Source organism: Arthrobacter sp. BB-1, from assembly GCF_006151685.1.
In the GTDB taxonomy this organism is placed as follows: domain Bacteria; phylum Actinomycetota; class Actinomycetes; order Actinomycetales; family Micrococcaceae; genus Arthrobacter.
Map to the genome: position 1 here is coordinate 197686 of NZ_VDEV01000033.1, position 20296 is coordinate 217981.

At 64.8% G+C, this 20296-nt stretch carries 17 protein-coding genes and 1 pseudogene; 13 read left to right on the plus strand and 5 right to left on the minus strand.

What is annotated here, in order from left to right:
* Window positions 1-120 precede the first annotated feature (120 nt).
* Window positions 121-528 carry an HAD family hydrolase gene (locus FHJ30_RS22050; protein WP_139030720.1) on the minus strand — a complete coding sequence of 136 codons (408 nt, stop codon included), beginning with the start codon at window positions 526-528 and terminating at the stop codon, window positions 121-123.
* On the opposite strand from FHJ30_RS22050, the gene FHJ30_RS18560 reads away from it, so the two are divergent.
* A protein-coding gene (locus tag FHJ30_RS18560) for an IS3 family transposase (RefSeq protein WP_139030721.1) occupies window positions 499-1646 on the plus strand; the annotation gives its coding sequence in 2 pieces (ribosomal slippage) (window positions 499-769 and window positions 769-1646; 1149 coding nt in all). The two genes, FHJ30_RS22050 and FHJ30_RS18560, sit on opposite strands and share 30 nt — an antisense overlap.
* 5 nt (window positions 1647-1651) lie before the next feature.
* On the opposite strand, the gene FHJ30_RS18565 is transcribed toward FHJ30_RS18560, so the two are convergent.
* Both FHJ30_RS18565 and FHJ30_RS18570 read right to left on the minus strand, forming a co-directional pair.
* Window positions 1652-2083 carry an HAD family hydrolase gene (locus tag FHJ30_RS18565; protein WP_139030722.1) on the minus strand — a complete coding sequence of 144 codons (432 nt, stop codon included), beginning with the start codon at window positions 2081-2083 and terminating at the stop codon, window positions 1652-1654.
* Between the two features lie 361 nt (window positions 2084-2444).
* On the minus strand, window positions 2445-3227 hold the full coding sequence (locus FHJ30_RS18570) for a hypothetical protein (RefSeq protein WP_373683157.1): 783 nt from the start codon (window positions 3225-3227) through the stop codon (window positions 2445-2447).
* 445 nt (window positions 3228-3672) lie between these two features.
* Here FHJ30_RS18570 and FHJ30_RS18575 point away from each other — a divergent pair.
* Window positions 3673-4182, plus strand: a pseudogene (locus tag FHJ30_RS18575) (recombinase family protein).
* Window positions 4183-4285: 103 nt separating this feature from the next.
* Here FHJ30_RS18575 and FHJ30_RS18580 read toward each other — a convergent pair.
* Complete coding sequence (locus tag FHJ30_RS18580) at window positions 4286-4873, minus strand: XRE family transcriptional regulator (protein WP_228404521.1); 588 nt, start codon at window positions 4871-4873, stop codon at window positions 4286-4288.
* Between the two features lie 194 nt (window positions 4874-5067).
* Here FHJ30_RS18580 and FHJ30_RS18585 point away from each other — a divergent pair, with 194 nt between their 5' ends.
* From FHJ30_RS18585 to FHJ30_RS18625, 9 genes are all read left to right on the plus strand, one after another.
* The gene (locus tag FHJ30_RS18585) at window positions 5068-6066 is read left to right on the plus strand and encodes a LacI family DNA-binding transcriptional regulator (RefSeq protein ID WP_139030725.1); all 999 of its coding nucleotides are present in this window, start codon (window positions 5068-5070) and stop codon (window positions 6064-6066) included.
* 141 nt (window positions 6067-6207) lie between these two features.
* On the plus strand, window positions 6208-7497 hold the full coding sequence (locus FHJ30_RS18590) for an ABC transporter substrate-binding protein (protein WP_240793759.1): 1290 nt from the start codon (window positions 6208-6210) through the stop codon (window positions 7495-7497).
* Window positions 7498-7499: 2 nt separating this feature from the next.
* Entirely contained in the window at window positions 7500-8459 is a 960-nt protein-coding gene (locus tag FHJ30_RS18595; RefSeq protein ID WP_171059129.1) for a carbohydrate ABC transporter permease, read from the plus strand.
* Entirely contained in the window at window positions 8456-9355 is a 900-nt protein-coding gene (locus FHJ30_RS18600; protein WP_139030726.1) for a carbohydrate ABC transporter permease, read from the plus strand. Before FHJ30_RS18595 ends, FHJ30_RS18600 begins: the two co-directional genes overlap by 4 nt.
* Before the next feature lie 48 nt (window positions 9356-9403).
* A complete protein-coding gene (locus FHJ30_RS18605; protein ID WP_139030727.1) occupies window positions 9404-10537 on the plus strand; it encodes a Gfo/Idh/MocA family protein in 1134 nt (377 codons plus the stop codon).
* Window positions 10538-11287: a ThuA domain-containing protein gene (locus FHJ30_RS18610; RefSeq protein WP_139030728.1), complete on the plus strand. Its 750-nt coding sequence runs from the start codon at window positions 10538-10540 to the stop codon at window positions 11285-11287.
* 88 nt (window positions 11288-11375) lie between these two features.
* A complete protein-coding gene (locus tag FHJ30_RS18615) occupies window positions 11376-13061 on the plus strand; it encodes an alkaline phosphatase D family protein (protein WP_139030729.1) in 1686 nt (561 codons plus the stop codon).
* Window positions 13062-13157: 96 nt separating this feature from the next.
* The gene (locus FHJ30_RS18620) at window positions 13158-15068 is read left to right on the plus strand and encodes an amylosucrase (protein WP_139030730.1); all 1911 of its coding nucleotides are present in this window, start codon (window positions 13158-13160) and stop codon (window positions 15066-15068) included.
* A gap of 110 nt (window positions 15069-15178) precedes the next feature.
* Window positions 15179-16036 (plus strand): prephenate dehydratase, encoded by an 858-nt coding sequence (locus FHJ30_RS18625; protein WP_139030731.1) that lies wholly within the window; start codon window positions 15179-15181, stop codon window positions 16034-16036.
* Here the strand turns inward: FHJ30_RS18625 and FHJ30_RS18630 are convergent.
* The gene (locus FHJ30_RS18630; protein ID WP_139030786.1) at window positions 16018-17925 is read right to left on the minus strand and encodes an FAD-binding monooxygenase; all 1908 of its coding nucleotides are present in this window, start codon (window positions 17923-17925) and stop codon (window positions 16018-16020) included. The two genes, FHJ30_RS18625 and FHJ30_RS18630, sit on opposite strands and share 19 nt — an antisense overlap.
* Window positions 17926-18143: 218 nt before the next feature.
* Between FHJ30_RS18630 and FHJ30_RS18635 the strand changes: the two genes are divergently transcribed.
* The gene (locus tag FHJ30_RS18635; protein ID WP_139030732.1) at window positions 18144-19622 is read left to right on the plus strand and encodes a fumarylacetoacetate hydrolase family protein; all 1479 of its coding nucleotides are present in this window, start codon (window positions 18144-18146) and stop codon (window positions 19620-19622) included.
* A complete protein-coding gene (locus FHJ30_RS18640) occupies window positions 19615-20295 on the plus strand; it encodes a GntR family transcriptional regulator (RefSeq protein WP_139030733.1) in 681 nt (226 codons plus the stop codon). Before FHJ30_RS18635 ends, FHJ30_RS18640 begins: the two co-directional genes overlap by 8 nt.
* The last annotated feature ends 1 nt before the right edge of the window (window position 20296 follow it).

The following is a 20296-nucleotide window of genomic DNA, read 5'->3' on the forward strand; positions in this document are numbered from 1 at the left end:
TAGGGTTATGCGGCGGAGGCTTCCCGTACGTAGAGCAGTCTTCCAACAAATCCGGCTGTAACCAGGATCGCGGCAATGAACCAGTAGTTCACGCCCTCCCAGGGAACCTGCCGCGGACACTTAACAACGTCTGCTGGGATTCTTCGAAAGAATGGAACGCGGTTCCGCCAAGCTTTGAATTGAACCCTCTGATGGGTTGCTCCCCCGGGCGAGGTGTACGGCTTGTAACCCGGCATTCCGGGCGCCTTCAACGTCGACGGTGTAATTGTCACCGACGTATAGAACCTGGGCTGGCGATACATTCAGTTCCTTGCACGGTTCTAGGAAGGCCTCTGATGCGGGTTTGGCGTGGCCGATCAGTTCCGAAGTGAAAATCCTGTCCACGAGTGGTTCGAGACCTATTTTCTTTACTTTCGCCCTCTGCTGGTCGGGACTGCTGACGGTTTGGTTGACTCCTGACCTGTGAGGATTAACCTCGCGGGTGGAAGGATGTTCATCATGCCCAAGGCCTTTCCCGAAGAATTCCACCGTGACGTGGTCGCGGTTGCCCGCAAGGGCGAAGCGCCCCTGACCACGATCGCCAAGGACTTCGGCGTTTCACCGGCTGCGCTGCACCGTTGGCTGAAGAAGGCTGACGAGGAAGAGGGCCCCAAGACCAGGGCCGCGAAGGAAGAATCCGCCGAGCTGCGTGAAGCGAAAAAGCGCATCAAGCTTCTGGAACAGGAAGCCGAAGTCATGCGCCGGGCTGTCGCTTATCTGTCCAGGGACATCAACCCAAAATGATGTTCCCGCTGGTCCTTGACCTTGCCGCTGACGGTGTTCCCGTCGCGGTGACCTGCCGGGTACTGAACTTCTCCAAACAGGACTTCTACAAGTGGAAATCCAACCCCGTCCCGGTTCGGGATTGGGAGGAAGCACATCTCATCAACGCTGCGATCGACGTCCACGCTGATGACCCGGCATTCGGCTACCGGTTCATCGCCGACGAGCTCAACGCCGGCGATAAAGCGGTGGCCAGTGAACGCCGGATTTGGCGGCTCTGCTCGGCCAATGGCATCCTCTCGGTCATCCACCGCAAACGGGTCGGAGGGCGTAAGGCTGGTCCGCCGGTCCACGATGACCTGCTCGAGCGGGACTTCAGCGCCGCGGCGCCGGATACGAAGTGGGTCACGGACATCACCGAGCACCCCACCGGAGAGGGCAAGCTCTACCTGTGCGCGATCAAGGACCTGCATTCGAACCGGATCGTGGGGTACTCCATGGACGGCCGGATGAAAGCGTCCTTGGCGGTGGCCGCGTTGGCCCACGCCGTGGCGCTCAGGAGCCCGTCAGGGACCGTGGTGCACTCCGATCGGGGTAGTCAGTTCCGGTCCCGCAAGTTCGTCTCGGGGCTGCACGCCAGCGGCTTGAATGGCTCGATGGGCAGGGTCGGCGCGTGCGGCGACAACGCGGCCATGGAATCGTTCTTCGCCCTTTTGCAGAAGAACGTGCTGAACCGGAAACGGTGGGATACCCGCCAAGAATTACGCTTGGCCATCACCACCTGGATCGAGCGAACCTACCACCGCCGGCGACGGCAGAAAGCCCTCGGTAAACTACCCCCGATCGAGTTTGAGACAATCAACAACGTGGCGTTAGCCGCCTAAAACTATCAACCCCACGAGTCAACTAAAACGTCAGCAGTCCCGTCGTCATTTCCGTTAGTGAGGACGCTGACTGGCATACGATCCTTGCGTAGTCCGCGCAGAACGGGAACGGCGTCTGGAAACGCCGTCCATCCATTCTCATAACTACTGAGGTAGGCCAGGAAGAGCTCGTCAAGCATTCCTTCCGATTCGGGGACCGTAACCCGGGCAAAGGGGAGGAAGCGGCGCAGCCGCTCACGCCGCTGCTCATCGAAAGAAATCTCCTTTCGGAGGAACTGGTCGTAGCAGGCCTGTTCGATTTCGAACCAAGAAAAGCGCAATTCCTCGGAAAACTCAGCTCCTAGATGCTTGAGGAATCCTGCCACCCCGGCGGTGGCGGATGCCGGATGGTCGAACAGTGTGTTGTCAAGATCAAAAAGAACCGCGCGAATTTCCACCTGCCAAGGCTAGCGGCCCTAGGCAAAATAGCAGATCCAGGCGAGAAAAGTTCGGCACGGATGACCCTTTGCTATCCAAAGCCCCGGGCCCGGCATCACCCGTAAAGGGCCTGCCCGCACAGCGTCCCGGTAGCCGGTCGGTCGACGCGCGGCTGGTTTGAAAAAATCATGGCGTAGCGCGGTCCTCCTTACTAATTCCCGTATGCCCCGCCCGATGAACCTCTCCGCGAGGTTGCCTTATCTGCGACCTTCCGGTGTCTCGAAACCCTTGCGTTTCGAGACACTGAGGCCATGAGACACCCAGGTGGGTTAAGAGACGGAGTCGGCGCCCGCGAGCGGGATCGTCTATCGCATCGGCTGGTCACTTGTCGGACCTGAACACGATGGAGTCGAAGACGGCGCGCGCCTCTCTCGTCAGCTCCGGGTTGATCGATTCGTGGAGTTGGCTCACCGCGATCACAGCGCGCTGGCCATTCAAGTCGACCACCCGGTAGGTCTCGCGCTCAGCCACGCTTGAGTACCAGCGTGAGCATTCGTATGAGGATCCTGAGTGGATGCATAACTTGCCGCCGTCGCAGGCTGTGGTGTCCGCGTCGCCCTCGACGGAGTGGTCGAACTCGAAGCCGGAGTAATTGCCCACCATGACCTCGACGGCAGGGGTGCTTGCCGTTGACGTCTGCGCCGCCATCGCATCGACGAAGGCCTTAGGCGACGAGTCGACCTCGGCGAGCTTGCCCACCCACGCGCATGCGTCCGTCGCCACATAGTCGGCGGGCCAAAAAGTGAGGTAAACGGCCCATTCATCCGGGTGACCAGGGTCGTCCTTGATCACGCTGTCGCCGTCGAAGGACTTCCAGCCGTCTGGGACGGTGATCTCGAAAGGCTCCGTGTAGCCGGGGACGAGGACGAGGTATGTGCCGGCGTCGATGTCGCCATTCTTCGGCAGAGGTGGGACCGTGCGAGTGTCGCCGCCGTCCGCCGGAAGCTGTGGGGGTGTGCGAACCTCCGTAGTCGCAGTACTGGCCGACGGGAGGGGGGCATCGTCGGACTCATACTGGCAGCCGCCGAGACATCCAATCAGTGCGATAGCTACCAGGGGCAGGAGATGGCGCGGCCGCTGAGTGGCCTCGTCGAGGGGTGTCATGGAGCTCATCGATCCACCAAGCCGCTACAGGGGGACCGTGAGGCCCTGCAGCCGGGTGGCCCCGCGGGCGGCCCTGGATGGGATGCCGTCGCCTCAAGTCTCCTCCGGCGCAGAACCCGTGACAATGAAGAGTTGTACGGAGATCAGTTTCGACTCATGCAATCCCCCGAAATGACAGGAGCGCCCTGAAGCAGTGTTGAGGAAACGCCAGATTTGAGGCAGCTTTTCACTGCCCGGGTCTAACTAGCCCGAGAGATCTGGCGGTAGCCTACGTCTCGTAACCCATGGGATACGAGACGTCTCATTGGCCCTGTCCCGCGGGATCCTAGTTCCCGTGAAATCATGTGACTTTCTCTGCGTCCGGCGATTCTCATAACTATGTATCGAAACCTTCTACTCGAATCGGCGAACAAATCATTAGTTATGAGACACATCCGAGGCAGTCATGTCGAAGCTTATTGGCTGTGCACGAGTTTCGACACGGCAGCAGTCCACGGACCGGCAGCGGGTGGATCTATTGGCCGCCGGCGTTCGACGCGATCACCCCTACATCGACCAGGGCGTCTCCGGAGCACGCGCGCCGCGACCAGAGCCTGATCAAGAGCGCTTGATGCCCTTATGGAGGGTGACACCCTCGTCATCACGACTCTGGAACGGCTCAGGCGATCCACCCAAAACATGCTCGCGTTTGCCGATGAACTCCGCAGTAGGGGCGCCGCCCTGCGCGTCCTCAACCTGGGCGGAGGGGGACGTCGACACAGCGACACCGATGGACTCTATGTTGCGAAGAGAAGCTGGCAGGGACCTTGGCGGCAGGCCCCGCCTGGTTACTGATAGTCAGATCAGGAGCGCTGTTCGCCTGGTCAAAGGTGGCGAGCCCGCTGCGCAGGTTGCGGGGGATCTCGGAATGTCCCGAGCGGCGTTCTACAGGAGGTCAAGAGCGCTTGCGGACTAGCAGGGCGAGACTTAGCGCCACAGAAAGACCGCCATTTACCGCCAACATTCACAGCTGAGGACCACAGCCGCAGGCGATGTCCTGTCGTGACGTGGAATGGGACCTACCTGGCAGCGACGGCAAGGAACTTGATGGGAAGCTCCTGGAGTTCCAGGGGGCCGTGCGGCCCCTCGCCGTCAAGCAGGAGCGAGTCGCCGGGTTCCATGGTGTATTCGTACCGGCCGTGCCCGTACACCATCCTGCCGGCAAGCATGTAGATGAACTCCGTCCCAGGGTGCTGGAAGAGCGGGAAAACGTCCGAGGCGTCCGTCAGCGTCACCAGGGTCGGCTCCAGCGCGTCCGTTCGGTCCTTGAGGGTGCCGAGGACGCGGTATTCGTGCCCGTGCTGGGTGCCGCTGCGCACTGTGAGGCTGCCCTCCCCGCTCTTGGTGAAGGTGGCGTCCCGGTCCGTGTCCGCACCGCGGAACAGCGCAGTCACCGGGATCTTAAGCCCGTCCGCGAGGCGTTGCAGCGTGGTCAGGGAACAAGAGGTGCTGGCGGTTTCAATCTTCGAGATCATCGCCTTGGACATCCCGGTGCGGGCAGCAAGCTCGGCAGAGGACATGCCCTGGGAAGTGCGGTAGTGCCGCAATTGGGCGGCGATTACCCGCTCGAGTTTTCCGGCAGCCTCGTCCCGGGCGCGTTCGGTCATGACAGCCATCATAGGTGGCCGGACGGAACGGCCCGGTGGCAGCCGCCCCGGCCGCCGAACCGTGGGACAAGGCCCCCGTCAGCGGACGCACCCTTGGGCGGGCGGCTAAGCTGGGGACACCCCCGCCGCTGCGACGCGCGGCACGGGTGGGGCAGCGGTGACCCATAACACTGGTCGCGGGAGGAAAGACGGAGATGGCGCGAGCGACAGTGCAGGACGTCGCGAAGACGGCAGGGGTGTCCGTGGGCACCGTCTCCCGGGTCCTGAACGGAAGTCCGGCCGTCAGCGAGTCCAGCAAGGAAAAGGTCACCGAGGCCATCCGCCAGCTCAACTACCGCCCGCTCGCCTCCGCCCGCGACCTGCGGCGGGACCGGACCATGCGCATTCTGGCGCTGGCCAAAAACCTCAATTCCCCCATCATCAGCGAAGTGTTCCGGGGGATCAGCGATGCCGCGGCACTCTCCGGCTATGTCAGCCTTATTGCCCCGACCGCCGGGGACCCCGAACGGGAGCAGCAGCTGGTGGACATGCTGCGCAATGGCTCCGTGGACGGCCTGGTGATGTTTTCACCAACGATGCCCGATGAGGACATCGGGGACATGGCCGAGCAGCAAAGCGTCGTCCAGGTCTGCGAGATCGCCAATGCCGAGGCCGCCTTCGGCGTTGCCATCGATGACCGCCAGGCCGCCTTCGACATCACCCGGCACCTCATCAAGACGGGCGGCCGCCGGCTGGCGATGATCGGCAACAGGGCAGCACGCTCCGGCCGGCTGCGCGAGGAGGGCTTCCGGCTGGCGGCCGCCGAGGCAGGCCTGCCCGCGGACCAGATACTCTTCGTGGAGGGAGACTTCGACTTCCGCACCGGGCGCGTCCAAGCCAAGGACCTCCTGAAGGCGGAGCCGCTTCCCGACGCCGTCTTCTGCGGCAGCGATACGGTAGCCGCAGGATGCGTCCGCGCAATTACCGACGCCGGGCTGCGGGTTCCGGAGGACATCGCAGTGGCAGGTTTTGACGATTCCGTGCAGGCGGAAATGTGCATCCCGGAACTGACCACCATCAGGCAGCCGGCCTACGAGATGGGCCGCCTGGCCTTTGAGGCCCTCCTCGCCAGGATGACCACACCGGGCCCGCACCGCAGGGGCAGGACATTCCTCCCTCATGAGCTCGTGGTCAGGGACTCCACCAACAGCTGACGGAGGGTTGACAGCCTCGCGTGGCGCCTGTCACACTTCTTTGGAATCGATTCCAAACAACAGAAGCAGCCATCGCGGCACACCTTGGAATCGATTCCAAAGCAACTCGAAAATGACGCCAGCCCGGCAAAGGAGCCACTTGTGGACTTGATTCGACGTACTTCCCCGCGCCTCACCGTTGCCGCCGCTGCGGCAATAGCCGTAGGCCTCGCGCTCAGCGGGTGCGGCGGTGGCGCGGCCCCCCAAGGCGCGGACCAAGCGGCAGCTGCCGATCCGTCGTCGGCAGCCAGCGCAGCCGGCAACCTCAACGTATGCGGCGGCAAAGACGCCTCCGGCATCTACAAAGGCACGGCCGAGGCCTTCACCAAGGCGAACGGCAAGGTCACGGCCAAATACACCGAAATCGGGGCCACCACCGACGAAGCCCGCACGCAGGCCGTGCAGCGGCTCGAGGGCAAGTCCACCGAATGCGATATCTTCCTCACTGACGTCATCTGGACCTCGGAGTTCGCCTCGCAGGGCTGGCTCCTGGACCAGACCAAACTCGTCGAAGCCAACATGGACAGGCTCATTCCGTCCACCGTTGAGACCACCAAGTACGAGGACAAGTACTGGGCCTCCCCGTTCTTCACGAACGCGGGGCTCATCTACTACCAGAAGGACAAAGTAGCCAAGCCGGAAACGTGGCAGCAGCTCTACAGTGAGGCAGCCGGGGCGCCGGGCAACAGCTTCGTCTACCAGGGCAAGCAGTACGAAGGCCTCACCGTGAACTTCCTTGAAATGCTCTACAGCGCCGGCGGAGAAGTGCTGGACAGCCAGGGCGAGGTCAAGATCGACTCCCCCGAAACCCGTGAGGTACTTGACTTCATGGTGAAGGGCCTCAAGGACGGTGCGGCGGACCGTGCGGTGCTGACCTACAACGAGGACCCCGCGCGCCTGGCCTACGAATCGGGCAACTTTGGCTACCAGCGCAACTGGCCGCACGTCTACCGCCTCCTCAATGCCACCCCGCTGGCCGGGACCTTTGGCGTCGCCCCGCTGCCGGCATGGGAAGGCGGCAAGGCCTCCGGCGTCCTGGGCGGCTGGAACCTGGCAATCTCGGCCCATTCGACCAACCAGGCCGCAGCCGTTGCCTTCATCGACTTCGCCACCACCCCGGACTGGCAGACGCACGTAGCCATGGACTTCTCGCAGGCTCCCGTCAACGAGGCAGCCTACTCGGACGCGGATGTCCTGGCGAAGATGCCGTTTGCCACCGAACTGCTCGCCTCCGTCAAGGGTGCCAAGCCACGGCCCATCTCCCCCGTCTACCCGCAGATCTCGCAGGCGATCTACAAGAACGTGTACGCCGTGCTCTCCGGCACCGCCACAACCGAGGACGCCGTGAGGACGATGGCCGAAGAGCTGAAGGCCGCAAAGGCGAGCTTCTGACCATGGCCACCAAGTCCCTTTCCCCCGGTAACGGGAACAGTCACGGGGTGGCCACGCGCGGCGTGAACGGCCGCGACCGGGCGGAGCGGAGGCTCGCATTCCGGATGACCGCCCCGTCCCTGGTCCTGATGGCCCTGGTGGCGGCAGTCCCCATTGGCTACGCACTCTGGCTGTCGCTGAACCAGTACAGCGTTCGCACCGCAGGCTTGTCCCGGTTTGTGGGCCTGGAAAACTACATCAGCGCCCTCAGCGGCCCCCAATGGTGGGCTGCGTTCGGCCAGACCTTCCTCTTCGCCGGACTCTCGGTCTCGCTCGAACTGGTCCTCGGGACGGCCATGGCCTTGCTGCTGAACCTGGCGTTCAGGGGCCGTGCGCTGCTGCGCACCGTTGTGCTGCTGCCTTACGCGGTGGTGACGGTGGTCAGCGCCATCACGTGGGAAACGATGTTCCAGCCCAACCTGGGACTCGTCACGAACGTCCTTTCGATGCTGGGTCTGCCTGGCGGGGATGTGGTGTGGCTCGGCGAACATGGCTACGCCATGGCGGTGATCATCCTGGCCGACGTCTGGAAGACAACGCCGTTCGCTGCGCTGATCATCCTTGCCGGCCTCCAGGTCATCTCCGCCGAGACCTACGAGGCAGCAGAACTTGACGGGGCCAGCAAGTGGCAGACCTTCACCGACATCACCCTGCCGCTGCTGCGTCCGGCGATTGTGCTCGCGGCGATCTTCCGCACCATGGATGCCCTGCGGGTTTTCGACCTTCCATTCGTGCTGACCCGCGGCGCCAACGGCACCGAGTCCATGTCGATGCTGGCCTACACCCAGCTCCGCGAAAACCGCCTGGTGGGCGAGGGATCGGCCCTGTCCATCCTGACTTTCCTCACCGTCATGGCCGTTTCGGTGGTCTACATCCGCTTCGCCGGGGGCAACATCCGCGAAGTGGCCAAGGAGGAACAATGAGCACCTTGACAGCACAGCGGGCGACGGCGGCACCGGCCGCCGAGCGCAAGGCACCGAGGCGGCGTCTCCGGGGCGAGGCGAAGCTGCACCCCATCGTGTGGGTCTTTGTGGTTGCGGTTATGGGCTTTTCACTCATACCGTTCTACTGGCTGGTCAACACCTCCCTGAAGACCGGGCCCAGCCTGTCCAAGGGGGAACTCTTTCCGAGCCAGCCCACCCTGGAGAATTATCTGGCGGTGTTCCAGAACCCCGAGTTCCTCCTGGCCCTGCGCAACTCGGTGATTATCGCCGTCGTCACCACTACGGTGGCGCTGGTGTTCGCGTCCTTCGCCGCCTACGCCCTGGCCAGGCTCAAGATGCGCCGCAAGGCCTTGATCCTGACCCTGATCCTCTCGGTCACCACGTTCCCGGCCATCGCCATCGCGGCCCCGATCTTCTCCATCTGGCGGGAGATCGGGCTCTATGACACCCTGCTGGGCCTCATCATCCCGAAGCTGACGTTCGCGCTGCCGCTGGCCATCTACACCTTGACGTCCTTCTTCAGGGAAATCCCGCGCGAGCTTGAGGAATCGGCGTACATTGACGGGGCCACGCCGTTTATGGCCTTCCGCAAGGTCATCCTGCCGCTGGCTGTCCCGGGCCTGGCAACCACCGCGATCCTCGTGTTCATCTCGGTGTGGAATGAATTCCTGCTGGCCGTCACGCTGACCACCTCACCGGAGTCCCGACCCGTTCCGGTGGCAATCGCGTTCTTCAGCGGTACCAGCGAGTTTGACCAGCCGCTGGGCACCATCAGTGCGGCGTCGGTGATTATCACCGTCCCTCTGGTCATCCTTGTGCTCCTTTGCCAAAGGCGTATCGTGTCCGGCATGACTGCCGGTGCCGTAAAAGGCTAGAAACCCCAACCCAAGTACCAGTAACACCACACAAGATAAGGAAAATCCGTGAGCCACGAGCAGTCCCCAGGACAGCATGCCGCTTCCCGCGAAGAACCGCGATCAGAGGAACTGAGGGTGGGCGTGGTCGGCATCGGCTGGGCCGGCCAGCAGCACCTGATGGCCTACCACGCCCTGGACGGCGTACGAATCGTTTCGCTGGCCGGAATGGAGCAGGAACTCCGCGACTCCCTGCAGGCCGAATATTCCATTCCCAACGCCTTCGCGGACTGGGAAGAGATGCTTGACCACGGCGGCCTGGACGCGATCAGCGTGGCAGTGCCCACCTTCCTGCATGCACCCATCGCCGTCGCCGCGTTGGAGCGGGGCATCCATGTGCTGAGCGAGAAGCCCATCGCGCGCAACGCCGTCGAAGGCCAGGCCATGGTGGATGCAGCCCGCAAGGCGGGGCGCGTCCTCGACGTCGCCTTCAACCACCGCCGCCGCGGCGACATCCAGGCGCTCAAGGGTGTCATCGACGACGGCGGGCTGGGCCGGCCGTACTACGCCAAGGCATCCTGGCTGCGCCGCTCCGGCATCCCGACGCTGGGCAGCTGGTTCACCAACCCGGAGCTTGCCGGCGGCGGACCGCTGGCCGATATCGGCGTCCATGCCCTGGACTACGCCCTGCACCTCCTGGGCGAACCGAAAGTGGTGGCGGTATCTGCCGCCACCCATTCGGAGCTGGGCCCGCAGGGCAGGGGCGGCGGGAACCGCTACTCGGCGCAGGCCACCAGCCATGCATTCGAAGTGGAGGATTTCGCCTCGGCGTTCCTCCGGCTTGAGGGCGGTGGAACCCTCGTGATCGAAGCCAGCTGGGCCACCTACCGTGAGACGGACGATCTCCTGGACTTCACTATTTACGGAACCGACGGCGGCGCCGAGCTCAAGGTGCAGGGTGCGCCCTTCCCGCCCGTCGGCCAGCTCCGGGTGTTCACGGACAAGGACGGCGAATCCGCCGATTACGTCCCGCCGGTACTGCCGGGCCGCGCCCACGACGCAGTAGTGGAAGACTTCGTCACGGCAGTCCGGGGCGGCGAGGCAGTCTGGGGTGAGCATGACGGATCCTTGGCGCTCTACCGGGCACAGATCATCGACGCGTGCTACCAGTCCGCGCTGGAACAGAGGGAGGTTCGGCTCTAAATGAACGACAAACTGAGGATCCGTGTGTGGAACGAGGGTGTCCACGAAGCCATCAACGAGCCGTCCCACATCGGGGAGATCTACCCTGACGGCATCCACGGTGCCATCGCCGCGGGGCTCCGCTCCTATTACCCGGAGGCGGAGATCACGACGGCGGTCCTGGCCACCGACGATGAGCACGGCCTGGACGAGGAGGTGCTCGCCGAGACGGACGTCCTGCTCTGGTGGGGGCACATGGCCCACCACGAGGTGAGTGACGCCGTCGTCGAACGCGTCCACCGGCACGTCCTCGGCGGCATGGGCCTGATAGTGCTCCACTCGGGGCACTTCGCCAAGGTGTTCACCAGGCTGCTGGGCACCAGCTGCTCACTCGCCTGGCGGAACGACGGCGAGCGCGAGCTCGTGTGGACAGTGAAGCCATCACACCCGATTGCCGAAGGCGTGGACAGCCCCATCGTTATCCCCGAGCAGGAGATGTACGGCGAGCTGTTCGACATCCCGGACCCGGACGACCTGATCTTCATCAGCTCCTTCGCGGGCGGCGAGGTGTTCCGTTCCGGCGTCACGTTCACCCGGGGCAAGGGGCGCATCTTCTACTTCAGCCCCGGCGACCAGGAATACCCGGTGTACCACCACCCCCAGATCCAGCGGGTCCTGGCCAACGGCGTGAAGTGGGCGGCCCAGCCCGGACTGCAGCGCTCGGCGCCGGAGGTCACCAACCCGGCCCGCGACTGGTTCGGCGAAGGCTAGCCGCGCCCGGCCTCCGGGATGGGGACCGCGGCCCGCAGCTGCGGTTTTTCCCATAGCCGGGGCCGGTTCCAGCAGGTACAACTGAGGGATGAATACCCCAGCACTGGTGCTCGGACCCATGATGCGGTATGTGGACCAGACCTCGGCGAGCATCTGGCTGGAAACCCGGAACAACGCGCGGGTGACGGTGCGCGCCGGCGCCGGGGAGTGGCAAACCCGGACCTTCGCCGTCCACGGCCACCACTATGCCCTGGTGGAAGTGGACGGTCTGGATCCCGGATCCGTGACGCCCTATGCCGTGGCAATCGACGGAGTGCATGCGTGGCCGGAACCCGGAGACGGCTTCCCGGCTCCGGTGATCGCCACGCTCAAACCCGGCAAGCCGCTCCGCCTGGCGTACGGCTCCTGCCGCACCAGCGTCCCGCACGACGAATCCGGAAACCGGAGGCACGGGGTGGACGCGCTGCGGGCGTATGCACTGGCAATGAGTTCCGGCGGCAAGGAGCCGTGGCCGGACTTGGTGGCATTCCTTGGAGACCAGGTCTACGCGGATTCCACCAGCGACCAGATGCAGGAATTCATCAAGGCCCGGCGTGACATCAAGGCGCCTCCCGGCGAGGAGCTCAAGGACTACGAGGAGTACGCACACCTCTACTACCTGGCGTGGTCCGACCCCGCGAACAGGTGGCTGCTGTCCACCCTGCCCAGCGCCATGATTTTTGACGACCACGACATCCGGGACGACTGGAACGCCTCACGGACCTGGCAGGAGGCGATGCGGGCCACCACCTGGTGGCATGGGCGCATTGTGGCGGGCCTGGCCTCGTACTGGGTCTACCAGCACCTGGGAAACCTGTCGCCCCGGGAGCGAGCGGCGGACGCCATCTGGCAGAAGATTGCCTCCCACCGCTGGGACGATGAGCCGGACCTCAGCGCCGAGTTGGACGGGCTGGCCGAACGGACGGACAAGGATCCCGAGACATACCGGTGGAGCTTCTACCGGGACTTTGGGGACACCCGCCTGATAGTGGTTGATTCCCGGGCCGCCCGGAACCTGGACCCGGACCGCCGCGCGCTGCTGGACGACGCCGAGATGGCCTGGCTCGACCGGCGGATGGAGGGCGGTTTCCGCCATCTGTTCGTTGCCACGTCCTTGCCGTTCCTCCTGCCGATGGGCCTGCACCACCTTGAAGCCTGGGATGAGGCAGTCTCCGAAGGCGCCTGGGGGAAATTCCCGGCGCGGGTAGGCGAAAAATTGCGCCAGGCTGCGGACCTGGAGCACTGGGCCGCTTTCCAAAACAGCTTCCGGCGGGTGGCCGCCATGGCCGCGGAGGTGGCAGCGGGGACGCGTGGTCCGGCACCGGAGACTGTCACGTTCCTGTCCGGCGACGTGCACTTTTCCTACGTCTCCGAAGTGGACCGGTCCTCGGGCAGCCGCATCCTCCAGGCTGTCTGCTCACCCATCCGCAATCCGCTCCCCCGGCTGATGCGGTCCTTCGGTGCCGTCATGTCCTACGGGCTGGCCGCGCCGGTCGGAGCGCTGGCGGCACGGTCGGCCAAGGTTCCGGACCCGCCGTTCCGCTGGTCGGGCATCAAGGGCCCCTGGTTCGACAACAACCTGGCATGCCTTGAAGTGGTGCCGGAAGGTTTGAAGCTGTGGTGGCAGCGGGGCGTGGTGTACGGCGGCGACAACCTGAACCCCCGCCTGGAACGCGTGGCGGAAATAACCGTAGCGTCGCGCAAAACCGGGGCGCCCGCCGTCGGCCGCTCCTAGCCCCACCCCCGCCGGCCGCACCGCGGCACCTGCCGTGGCATACTGCCGTAGAGTGCCTGCCGGATCCGCCGGTGGGAGGTCGGAAGGGGTTCTTCAATGCAGGAATTCGTCAGTGTGGACGAAACAGTGCGGCAGCACGTGGTCGGCGCCCTCGCGCAGGCGGGCATCGCCACAGACCACGGCTTTCAGCAGCGGCTCGACGCACACTTCGCCGACCTATGCCGGCTCTTCCGCACCTTGTACGGATCCCGGCCGGACTGGCAGGACCAGCTTGCCGCCTTGGTGGTCCAGGGTGCACGTTCGTGGGAGGAACGTCCGGCCGAGCTGAAGGCACTGGACGCCGAACGGGAGGCCAACAGCGGCTGGTTCCTGTCCAACAACATGCTGGGCGGCGTCTGCTACGTGGACAGGTACGCCGAAAGCCTGGAGGGTTTGCGCAGCCATATCCCGTACTTCAAGGAACTGGGCCTCACCTACCTCCACCTCATGCCGCTGTTCCTGGCGCCCGAGCCGCACTCCGACGGCGGCTACGCCGTTTCCAGCTACCGGCAGGTCAACCCCAAGCTGGGCACCATGGAACAGCTCCGTGAGCTTGCCGCCGAGTTCCGCGCCCACGGCATCAGCCTGGTGGTGGACTTCATCTTCAACCACACCAGTGACGAACACGAGTGGGCCAGACGGGCCGCCGCAGGCGACCCGGAGTTCAGCGATTACTACTGGATCTTCCCGGACCGGACCATGCCCGACGCCTTCGAGCAGAACGTGCGCGAGATCTTTCCGGAGAACCACCCGGGATCCTTCATCCAGATGGAGGACGGCCGCTGGGTCTGGGCCACCTTCCACACCTACCAATGGGACCTGAACTACTCCAACCCGGACGTTTTCCGGGCCATGGCCGGTGAAATGCTGTTCCTGGCAAACCAGGGCGTGGACATCCTGCGCATGGATGCCGTGGCGTTCATCTGGAAACAGCTGGGCACCCCCTGCGAAAACCTGCCCGAGGCGCATATCCTCCTCCAGGCCTTCAACGCCGTGTGCCGGCTGGCCGCGCCGTCGCTGCTGTTCAAATCCGAGGCGATCGTGCACCCGGACGAGGTGGCGCTCTACATTGATCCGGCCGAATGCCAGCTCTCCTACAACCCGCTGCAGATGGCGCTCATCTGGGAATCCCTGGCCACCCGGGACGTCTCGCTGCTGGCCCAGGCGCTGGAACGGCGGCACAACATCCCGGCCGGCACCTCCTGGGTCAACTACGTGCGCAGCCACGATGACATCGGCTGGACGTTCGCCGACGAGGACGCGGCGGAACTCGGCGTCAACGGCTTTGAACACCGCCGTTTCCTGAACTCCTTCTACGTCAACCGGTTCCCGGGCAGCTTCGCCCGCGGCGTCCCCTTCCAGGACAACCCCAAGACCGGTGACTGCCGGATCTCAGGCACCACGGCGTCCTTGTGCGGCATGGAGGTGGACCCGGCTGAGGCGGTGGAGCGGATCCTCCTGGCCCACTCGGTTGCCTTCAGCACCGGGGGCATTCCGCTCCTGTACCTGGGTGACGAGGTGGGCCAGCTCAACGACTACGGGTATGCGGAAGAAGAAGGGCACGACGCCGACAGCCGCTGGGTGCACCGGCCCCACTATCCTGCTGGGCAGTACGCCCTCAGGCACGATGCTTCGACGCCAGCGGGGGCGGTGTACGCCGGCCTGAAGCGGATGATCGACGTCCGGGCCGCCACCCCGGAACTCGCCGGCACCACGCTGATCGATTTCGATACCCGCAACCGGTCCGTCCTTGCCTACCAGCGCCCCGCAAGCGCAGCAGCAGGGGGCGAAACGCGCGTCCTGGCGCTGGCCAACTTCAGCGACCAGCCCCAGTCCCTGCCCGCTGAAACCTTCTCCGGATTCTCAACGGCCGCCGTCGACCTCCTCTCCGAAGCCGCGCTGCAGATGGGCGAGGGCGTCACGCTCCTCCCCCGCCAATACGTCTGGCTGCGCGTCACTCCCGTTTAGTCCCGTCCCCTCCCAACTAGGTAGCGCCAAGTGTCGTTTTGACCGCCCAAAACGACACTTAGCGCTACCCAGTTGGGCAGCCGGGCGTAACGCGTGAAAGCATACGGATCATGGCCTCGAAGATTGCGTACCAGGGTGAGCCCGGCGCCAACTCCAATATCGCGTGCAAGCATATGTTCCCGGACATGGAAAGCGTGCCCTGCGCGAGCTTCGAGGATGCGTTTGAGCTTGTGTCCAGCGGCGAGACCGAGCTTGCCATGATCCCCATCGAGAACTCGATTGCCGGCCGGGTGGCGGACATCCACATCCTGCTGCCCCAGTCCAACCTGCAGATCGTGGGCGAGTTTTTCCTGCCCATCCACTTCGACCTGCTGGGCATCCCGGGCAGCACTATCGAGGGTGCCACGGAGGTGCACAGCCACATCCACGCCCTGGGCCAGTGCCGGAAGCTGATCCGCGAGCACGGCCTCAAGCCCGTCATCGCCGGAGACACCGCCGGGTCCGCCCGGGAAGTAGCCGAGTGGAACGATCCGCGCAAGCTGTCCCTCGCTCCCCCGCTCGCCGCGCAGATCTACGGCCTCGAAGTCCTGGCCAAGCGGGTTGAGGACGATCCCTCCAACACCACGCGCTTTGTGGTCCTGGCCCGGGAAAAGACGCTACCGGCGCGGGATGAGCTTCCCGGACCGGCGGTCACCAGCTTTGTGTTCCGCGTCCGCAACGTCCCCTCCGCCCTGTACAAGGCGCTGGGCGGTTTCGCCACGAACGGCGTGAACATGACCCGGCTGGAAAGCTACATGGTGGGCAATGAATTCGCCGCCACCATGTTTATGGCCGACGTCGAAGGCCACCCCGAGGACCTGCCGCTGAAGCTGGCCCTCGAGGAACTGGACTTCTTCACCACCGAGGTGCGGATCCTGGGCGTCTACGCAGCCGCGGAGTACAGGACTGCTCAGACCGTCAGCGGCTGACCCGCCCCCTGGCGCGGCTTCAGGAGGCCGGCGAAGAACTCCGCCAGCTCCGCCATCGCCGTGAGCGGCAGGACGTTGGCAACGTACTGGTCCGGGCGGACCACCACCACCACGCCCCCGCGGTCCAGGCCCCGCAGGTCGAAGATGTCCGCATTGGGGTCGGTGGCGTACACCTTCTCGTAGTCGGTCAGCTTGAACGGGCCCACCTGCGGCTTGAACACCGCCGGAACCGCGTTGATGTCAACGGCCGTGTGCGGCTGCTGGTAGACCACCTTCACGTCGAACCAGGCGTCCAGATCAGCGTCCGACGGCGTCGCGGCCAGCGGCGACTGCGGCGAGTTCGCGAGCCACTCGGCGAAGTCCGCCACGCTTGAGTGCCCGCCGGCCGGCGCCGCGTCGGCGAAAACGTAGATCCGCCAGCGGCCGTCAGCAGTGGCGTGGTGGCCCAGGTGCATCGGGTTGGTGTCGCCCACCCGCACCACGGGTGCCGACTTGAAGCGTTTGCCCACGGGAAAGCCCGTGGCCAGGTCCTGGTGGGCGTTGCTCCCGGTCACCATGGACGCTGTGTACTGGGTCATGAAGCCGGCCGGGAATTCGGCGGTGCGGACGTAGAAGTCCTCGAGGTCAGAGGGGTGCTCGAACTCTTCGGGCTTCTTGGCCATCATGGTGGACCATTCCTTATCGAAGTCGATAAGGTTCTTCGCCACCACCTGGCGCTCTTCGGAGTAGGTGGACAGCAGGCTCTCCGGGCTGCGGCCTTCCAGCACGTGCCCCAGCTTCCAGGCCAGGTTGAAACCGTCCTGCATGGAAACGTTCATGCCCTGGCCTGCCTTGGCACTGTGGGTGTGGCAGGCATCGCCCGTGATGAACACCCGCGGAGTCCGCGTGCCGCGCTGGTCCGGGAGGACGTCGTCGAACCTGTCCGTCAGGCGGTGGCCCACCTCATAGACGCTGTGCCATGCAACGTTCCGCACGTCCAGCGTGTAGGGGTGGAGGATCTCATTCGCCTTGTGGATGATCTGCTCGATGGTGGTGTTCCGCACCGCGTGGTGGGTGGCCGGGTCCACCTGGCCAAGGTCCACGTACATCCGGAAGAGGTAGCCGCCTTCCCGGGGGATCAGCAGGATGCTGCCTTTTTCACCCTGGATGGCGCACTTGGTGCGGATGTCCGGGAAGTCGGTAACGGCCAGGACATCCATGACGCCCCAGGCGTGGTTGGCCTGGTCGCCGGCGAGCGTGCAGCCGATGGCCTGGCGTACCTTGCTCCGCGCGCCGTCAGCGCCCACCACATACTTGGCGCGGACCATGCGCTCCTGGCCCTCGTTGGGGCCGGCGGTGTGGACGAGGGTCACAGTGACCGGGTACTCCCCCTGGCCCACTTCGAGGCCGTGGAATTCGTAGCCGTAGTCGGGCGTCATGCGGGTGGGCGAGTTGGCCATGAATTCGGCGAAGTAATCCAGGACGCGGGCCTGGTTCACGATCAGGTGCGGGAACTCGCTGATTCCCATCTCGTCATCCACCGCGCGGGCGGCCCGGACGATCCGCGAACGGTCCGCCGGGTCCGGCTTCCAGAACGCCATTTCAGTGATCCTGTATGCCTCGGTGATGATCCGCTCGGCAAAACCAAACGCCTGGAACGTCTCCACGCTCCGGGCCTGGATGCCGTCCGCCTGGCCAATGGGAAGACGGCCTTCCCGGCGCTCAACGATCCGGGTGGTGACATTGGGGAACTGGGACAGCTGGGCGGCTGCGAGCATGCCGGCAGGTCCGGTGCCCACAATCAGAACGTCGACTTCGTCCGGGAGTTCGGCAGGGCGGTTGATTCCGACTCCCGCCGCAGGCCTGACCCGCGGGTCTCCTGATACGTAACCGTGGTGGTGGAACTGCACGGGATTCCTCACTTCGTTGTGGGTGCTTCAGCTGAATGAGCTGTTCGATAATAGAATTTGGGTTTCCATATAAGAAACCCCTGCGATTGACCACCACAGTACGCCACCTGTGACTCGGACGACAAGGGAGGTGAATTTGCTGGGAAAAAGGGGTTGACTGGGGCCCGGCGGCAGGCGATAGTGATCGTATACGATTTTGTACTCGATGAGGAGATGCTTTGGAGCAGGTCAACGGAGACACCCTCGCGGCGGCACGCAAGGTGATCGCGGTGCACATCAACTACCCCAGCCGCGCCGCCCAGCGGGGACGCACCCCGGCCCAGCCCTCCTACTTCCTCAAGCCGTCGTCGTCCCTCGCTGTGAGTGGCAGCTCGGTAGAGCGGCCCGCCGGGTGCGAACTCCTGGGCTACGAGGGCGAGATCGCGCTCATCATCGGCAAGCCCGCCCGCCGGGTTGGCCTCGACGACGCGTGGCGCCACGTCGCCGCGGTAACGGCCAGCAACGATCTCGGTGTGTACGACCTTCGCTACGCGGACAAGGGCTCCAACCTCCGGTCCAAGGGCGGCGACGGCTTCACCCCGGTGGGCCCGGCACTGATCCCGGCAGACGCCGTCGACCCCGCACGGCTGCGCATCCGCACCTGGCACAACGGCCAGCTGGTCCAGGATGACACCACGGAGGACCTGCTGTTCCCGTTCGCCCGGCTCGTGGCGGACCTGTCCCAGCTGCTCACGCTCGAGGAGGGGGACATCATCCTCACTGGCACCCCCGCCGGCGCCTCCGTGGCCAGGCCCGGGGACGTGCTGGAGGTTGAAGTTTCTGCGGGTGACCTCACCACGGGCCGCTTGGTCACCCGGGTGGAGGAAGGCACGACGCCGTTCGCTGACTATGGTGCCGGACCGAAGGTTGATGACGTGCAGCGTGAAGAGGCGTGGGGTTCGCGCGAGGCTGCCGGGCTGGCTTCCCCTGCCAGCGCCCTTGCCCCCGGGCTGAAAACCAAACTCGAAAGCGTCGCCACGGCCACTCTCTCCTCGCAGCTGCGCAAGCGGGGCCTTAACAACGTCAGCATCGACGGCCTGCAGGCCACCCGCCCTGACCGCCGCGTCGTCGGCCTGGCCCGCACCCTGCGCTATGTCCCCAACCGCGAGGACCTCTTCAAGACCCACGGCGGCGGGTTCAACGCGCAGAAGCGGGCGATCGACTCCGTGAACGAGGGCGAAATCCTGGTGATGGAGGCCCGCGGGGAAAAGGGCACCGGAACTGTTGGCGACATCCTGGCCCTGCGCGCCCAGGTGCGCGGTGCCGCGGCGATCATCACGGACGGCGGTGTCCGTGACTACGCCGCCGTGGCCGGGCTGGACATGCCCACCTATTTCGCGAATCCGCACCCGGCCGTGCTGGGCCGCCGCCACGTTCCATGGGACACGGACATCACCATTGCCTGCGGCGGTACGACGGTGCAGCCCGGCGACATCATCGTGGCCGACTCGGACGGCATCCTGGTGATCCCGCCGGCCATCGCCGAAGAACTCGTGGAGGACTGCATCACCCAGGAGCAGGAAGAGGCCTTCATCTTCGAGATGGTGAAGCAGGGAAACAGCGTGGACGGCCTCTACCCCATGAACGCGCAGTGGCAGGCGCGGTATGAGGAGTGGAAGGCGGACAATATGACACCGGTTGGCAGCTCTGATGACTGAAACAGCCCTGACCGAACTTCCCGCCCCCGCGGGCAGCAAGTCCCAGCAGGCCTACGAAGCCGTGAAGGCCCGGATAGTGGAAGGCACGTACACGCCCGGGTACCGGCTGGTCCTGGGCAGCATCGCCAAGGACCTCGGGTTCAGTGTGGTGCCTGTCCGCGAAGCCATCCGCCGGCTGGAGGCCGAGGGCCTGGTGACGTTCGAACGCAACGTGGGCGCCACCGTGGCCGGGATCGACCCCACCGAATACCTCTACACCATGCAGACCCTGAGCATTGTGGAGGGGGCTGCCACGGCACTGTCCGCTCCGCTGATCGATGCCGTGGCGATTGCCCGCGCCCGTGCCGTGAACGAGGAGATGCGAGAGTGCCTCCAGCACTTTGACCCCGTCCGCTTCACCCAGCTCAACCAGGACTTCCACAGCGTCCTTTTCGAGCACTGCCCCAACCCGCACATCCTGGACCTCGTCCACCGGGGCTGGAACCGGCTGGCAGCACTGCGGTCCTCAACGTTCCGCTTTGTCCCCGGCCGCGCCCGCGACTCGGTGGACGAGCACGAGGGCCTGCTCCAGCTCATCGAAACCGGAGCCGACGCCGACACCATCGAAAAAGCAGCCCGCCAACACCGGGCAGCCACCCTCGACGCCTACCTCGCCCAGGCAAAGACCATTTGAA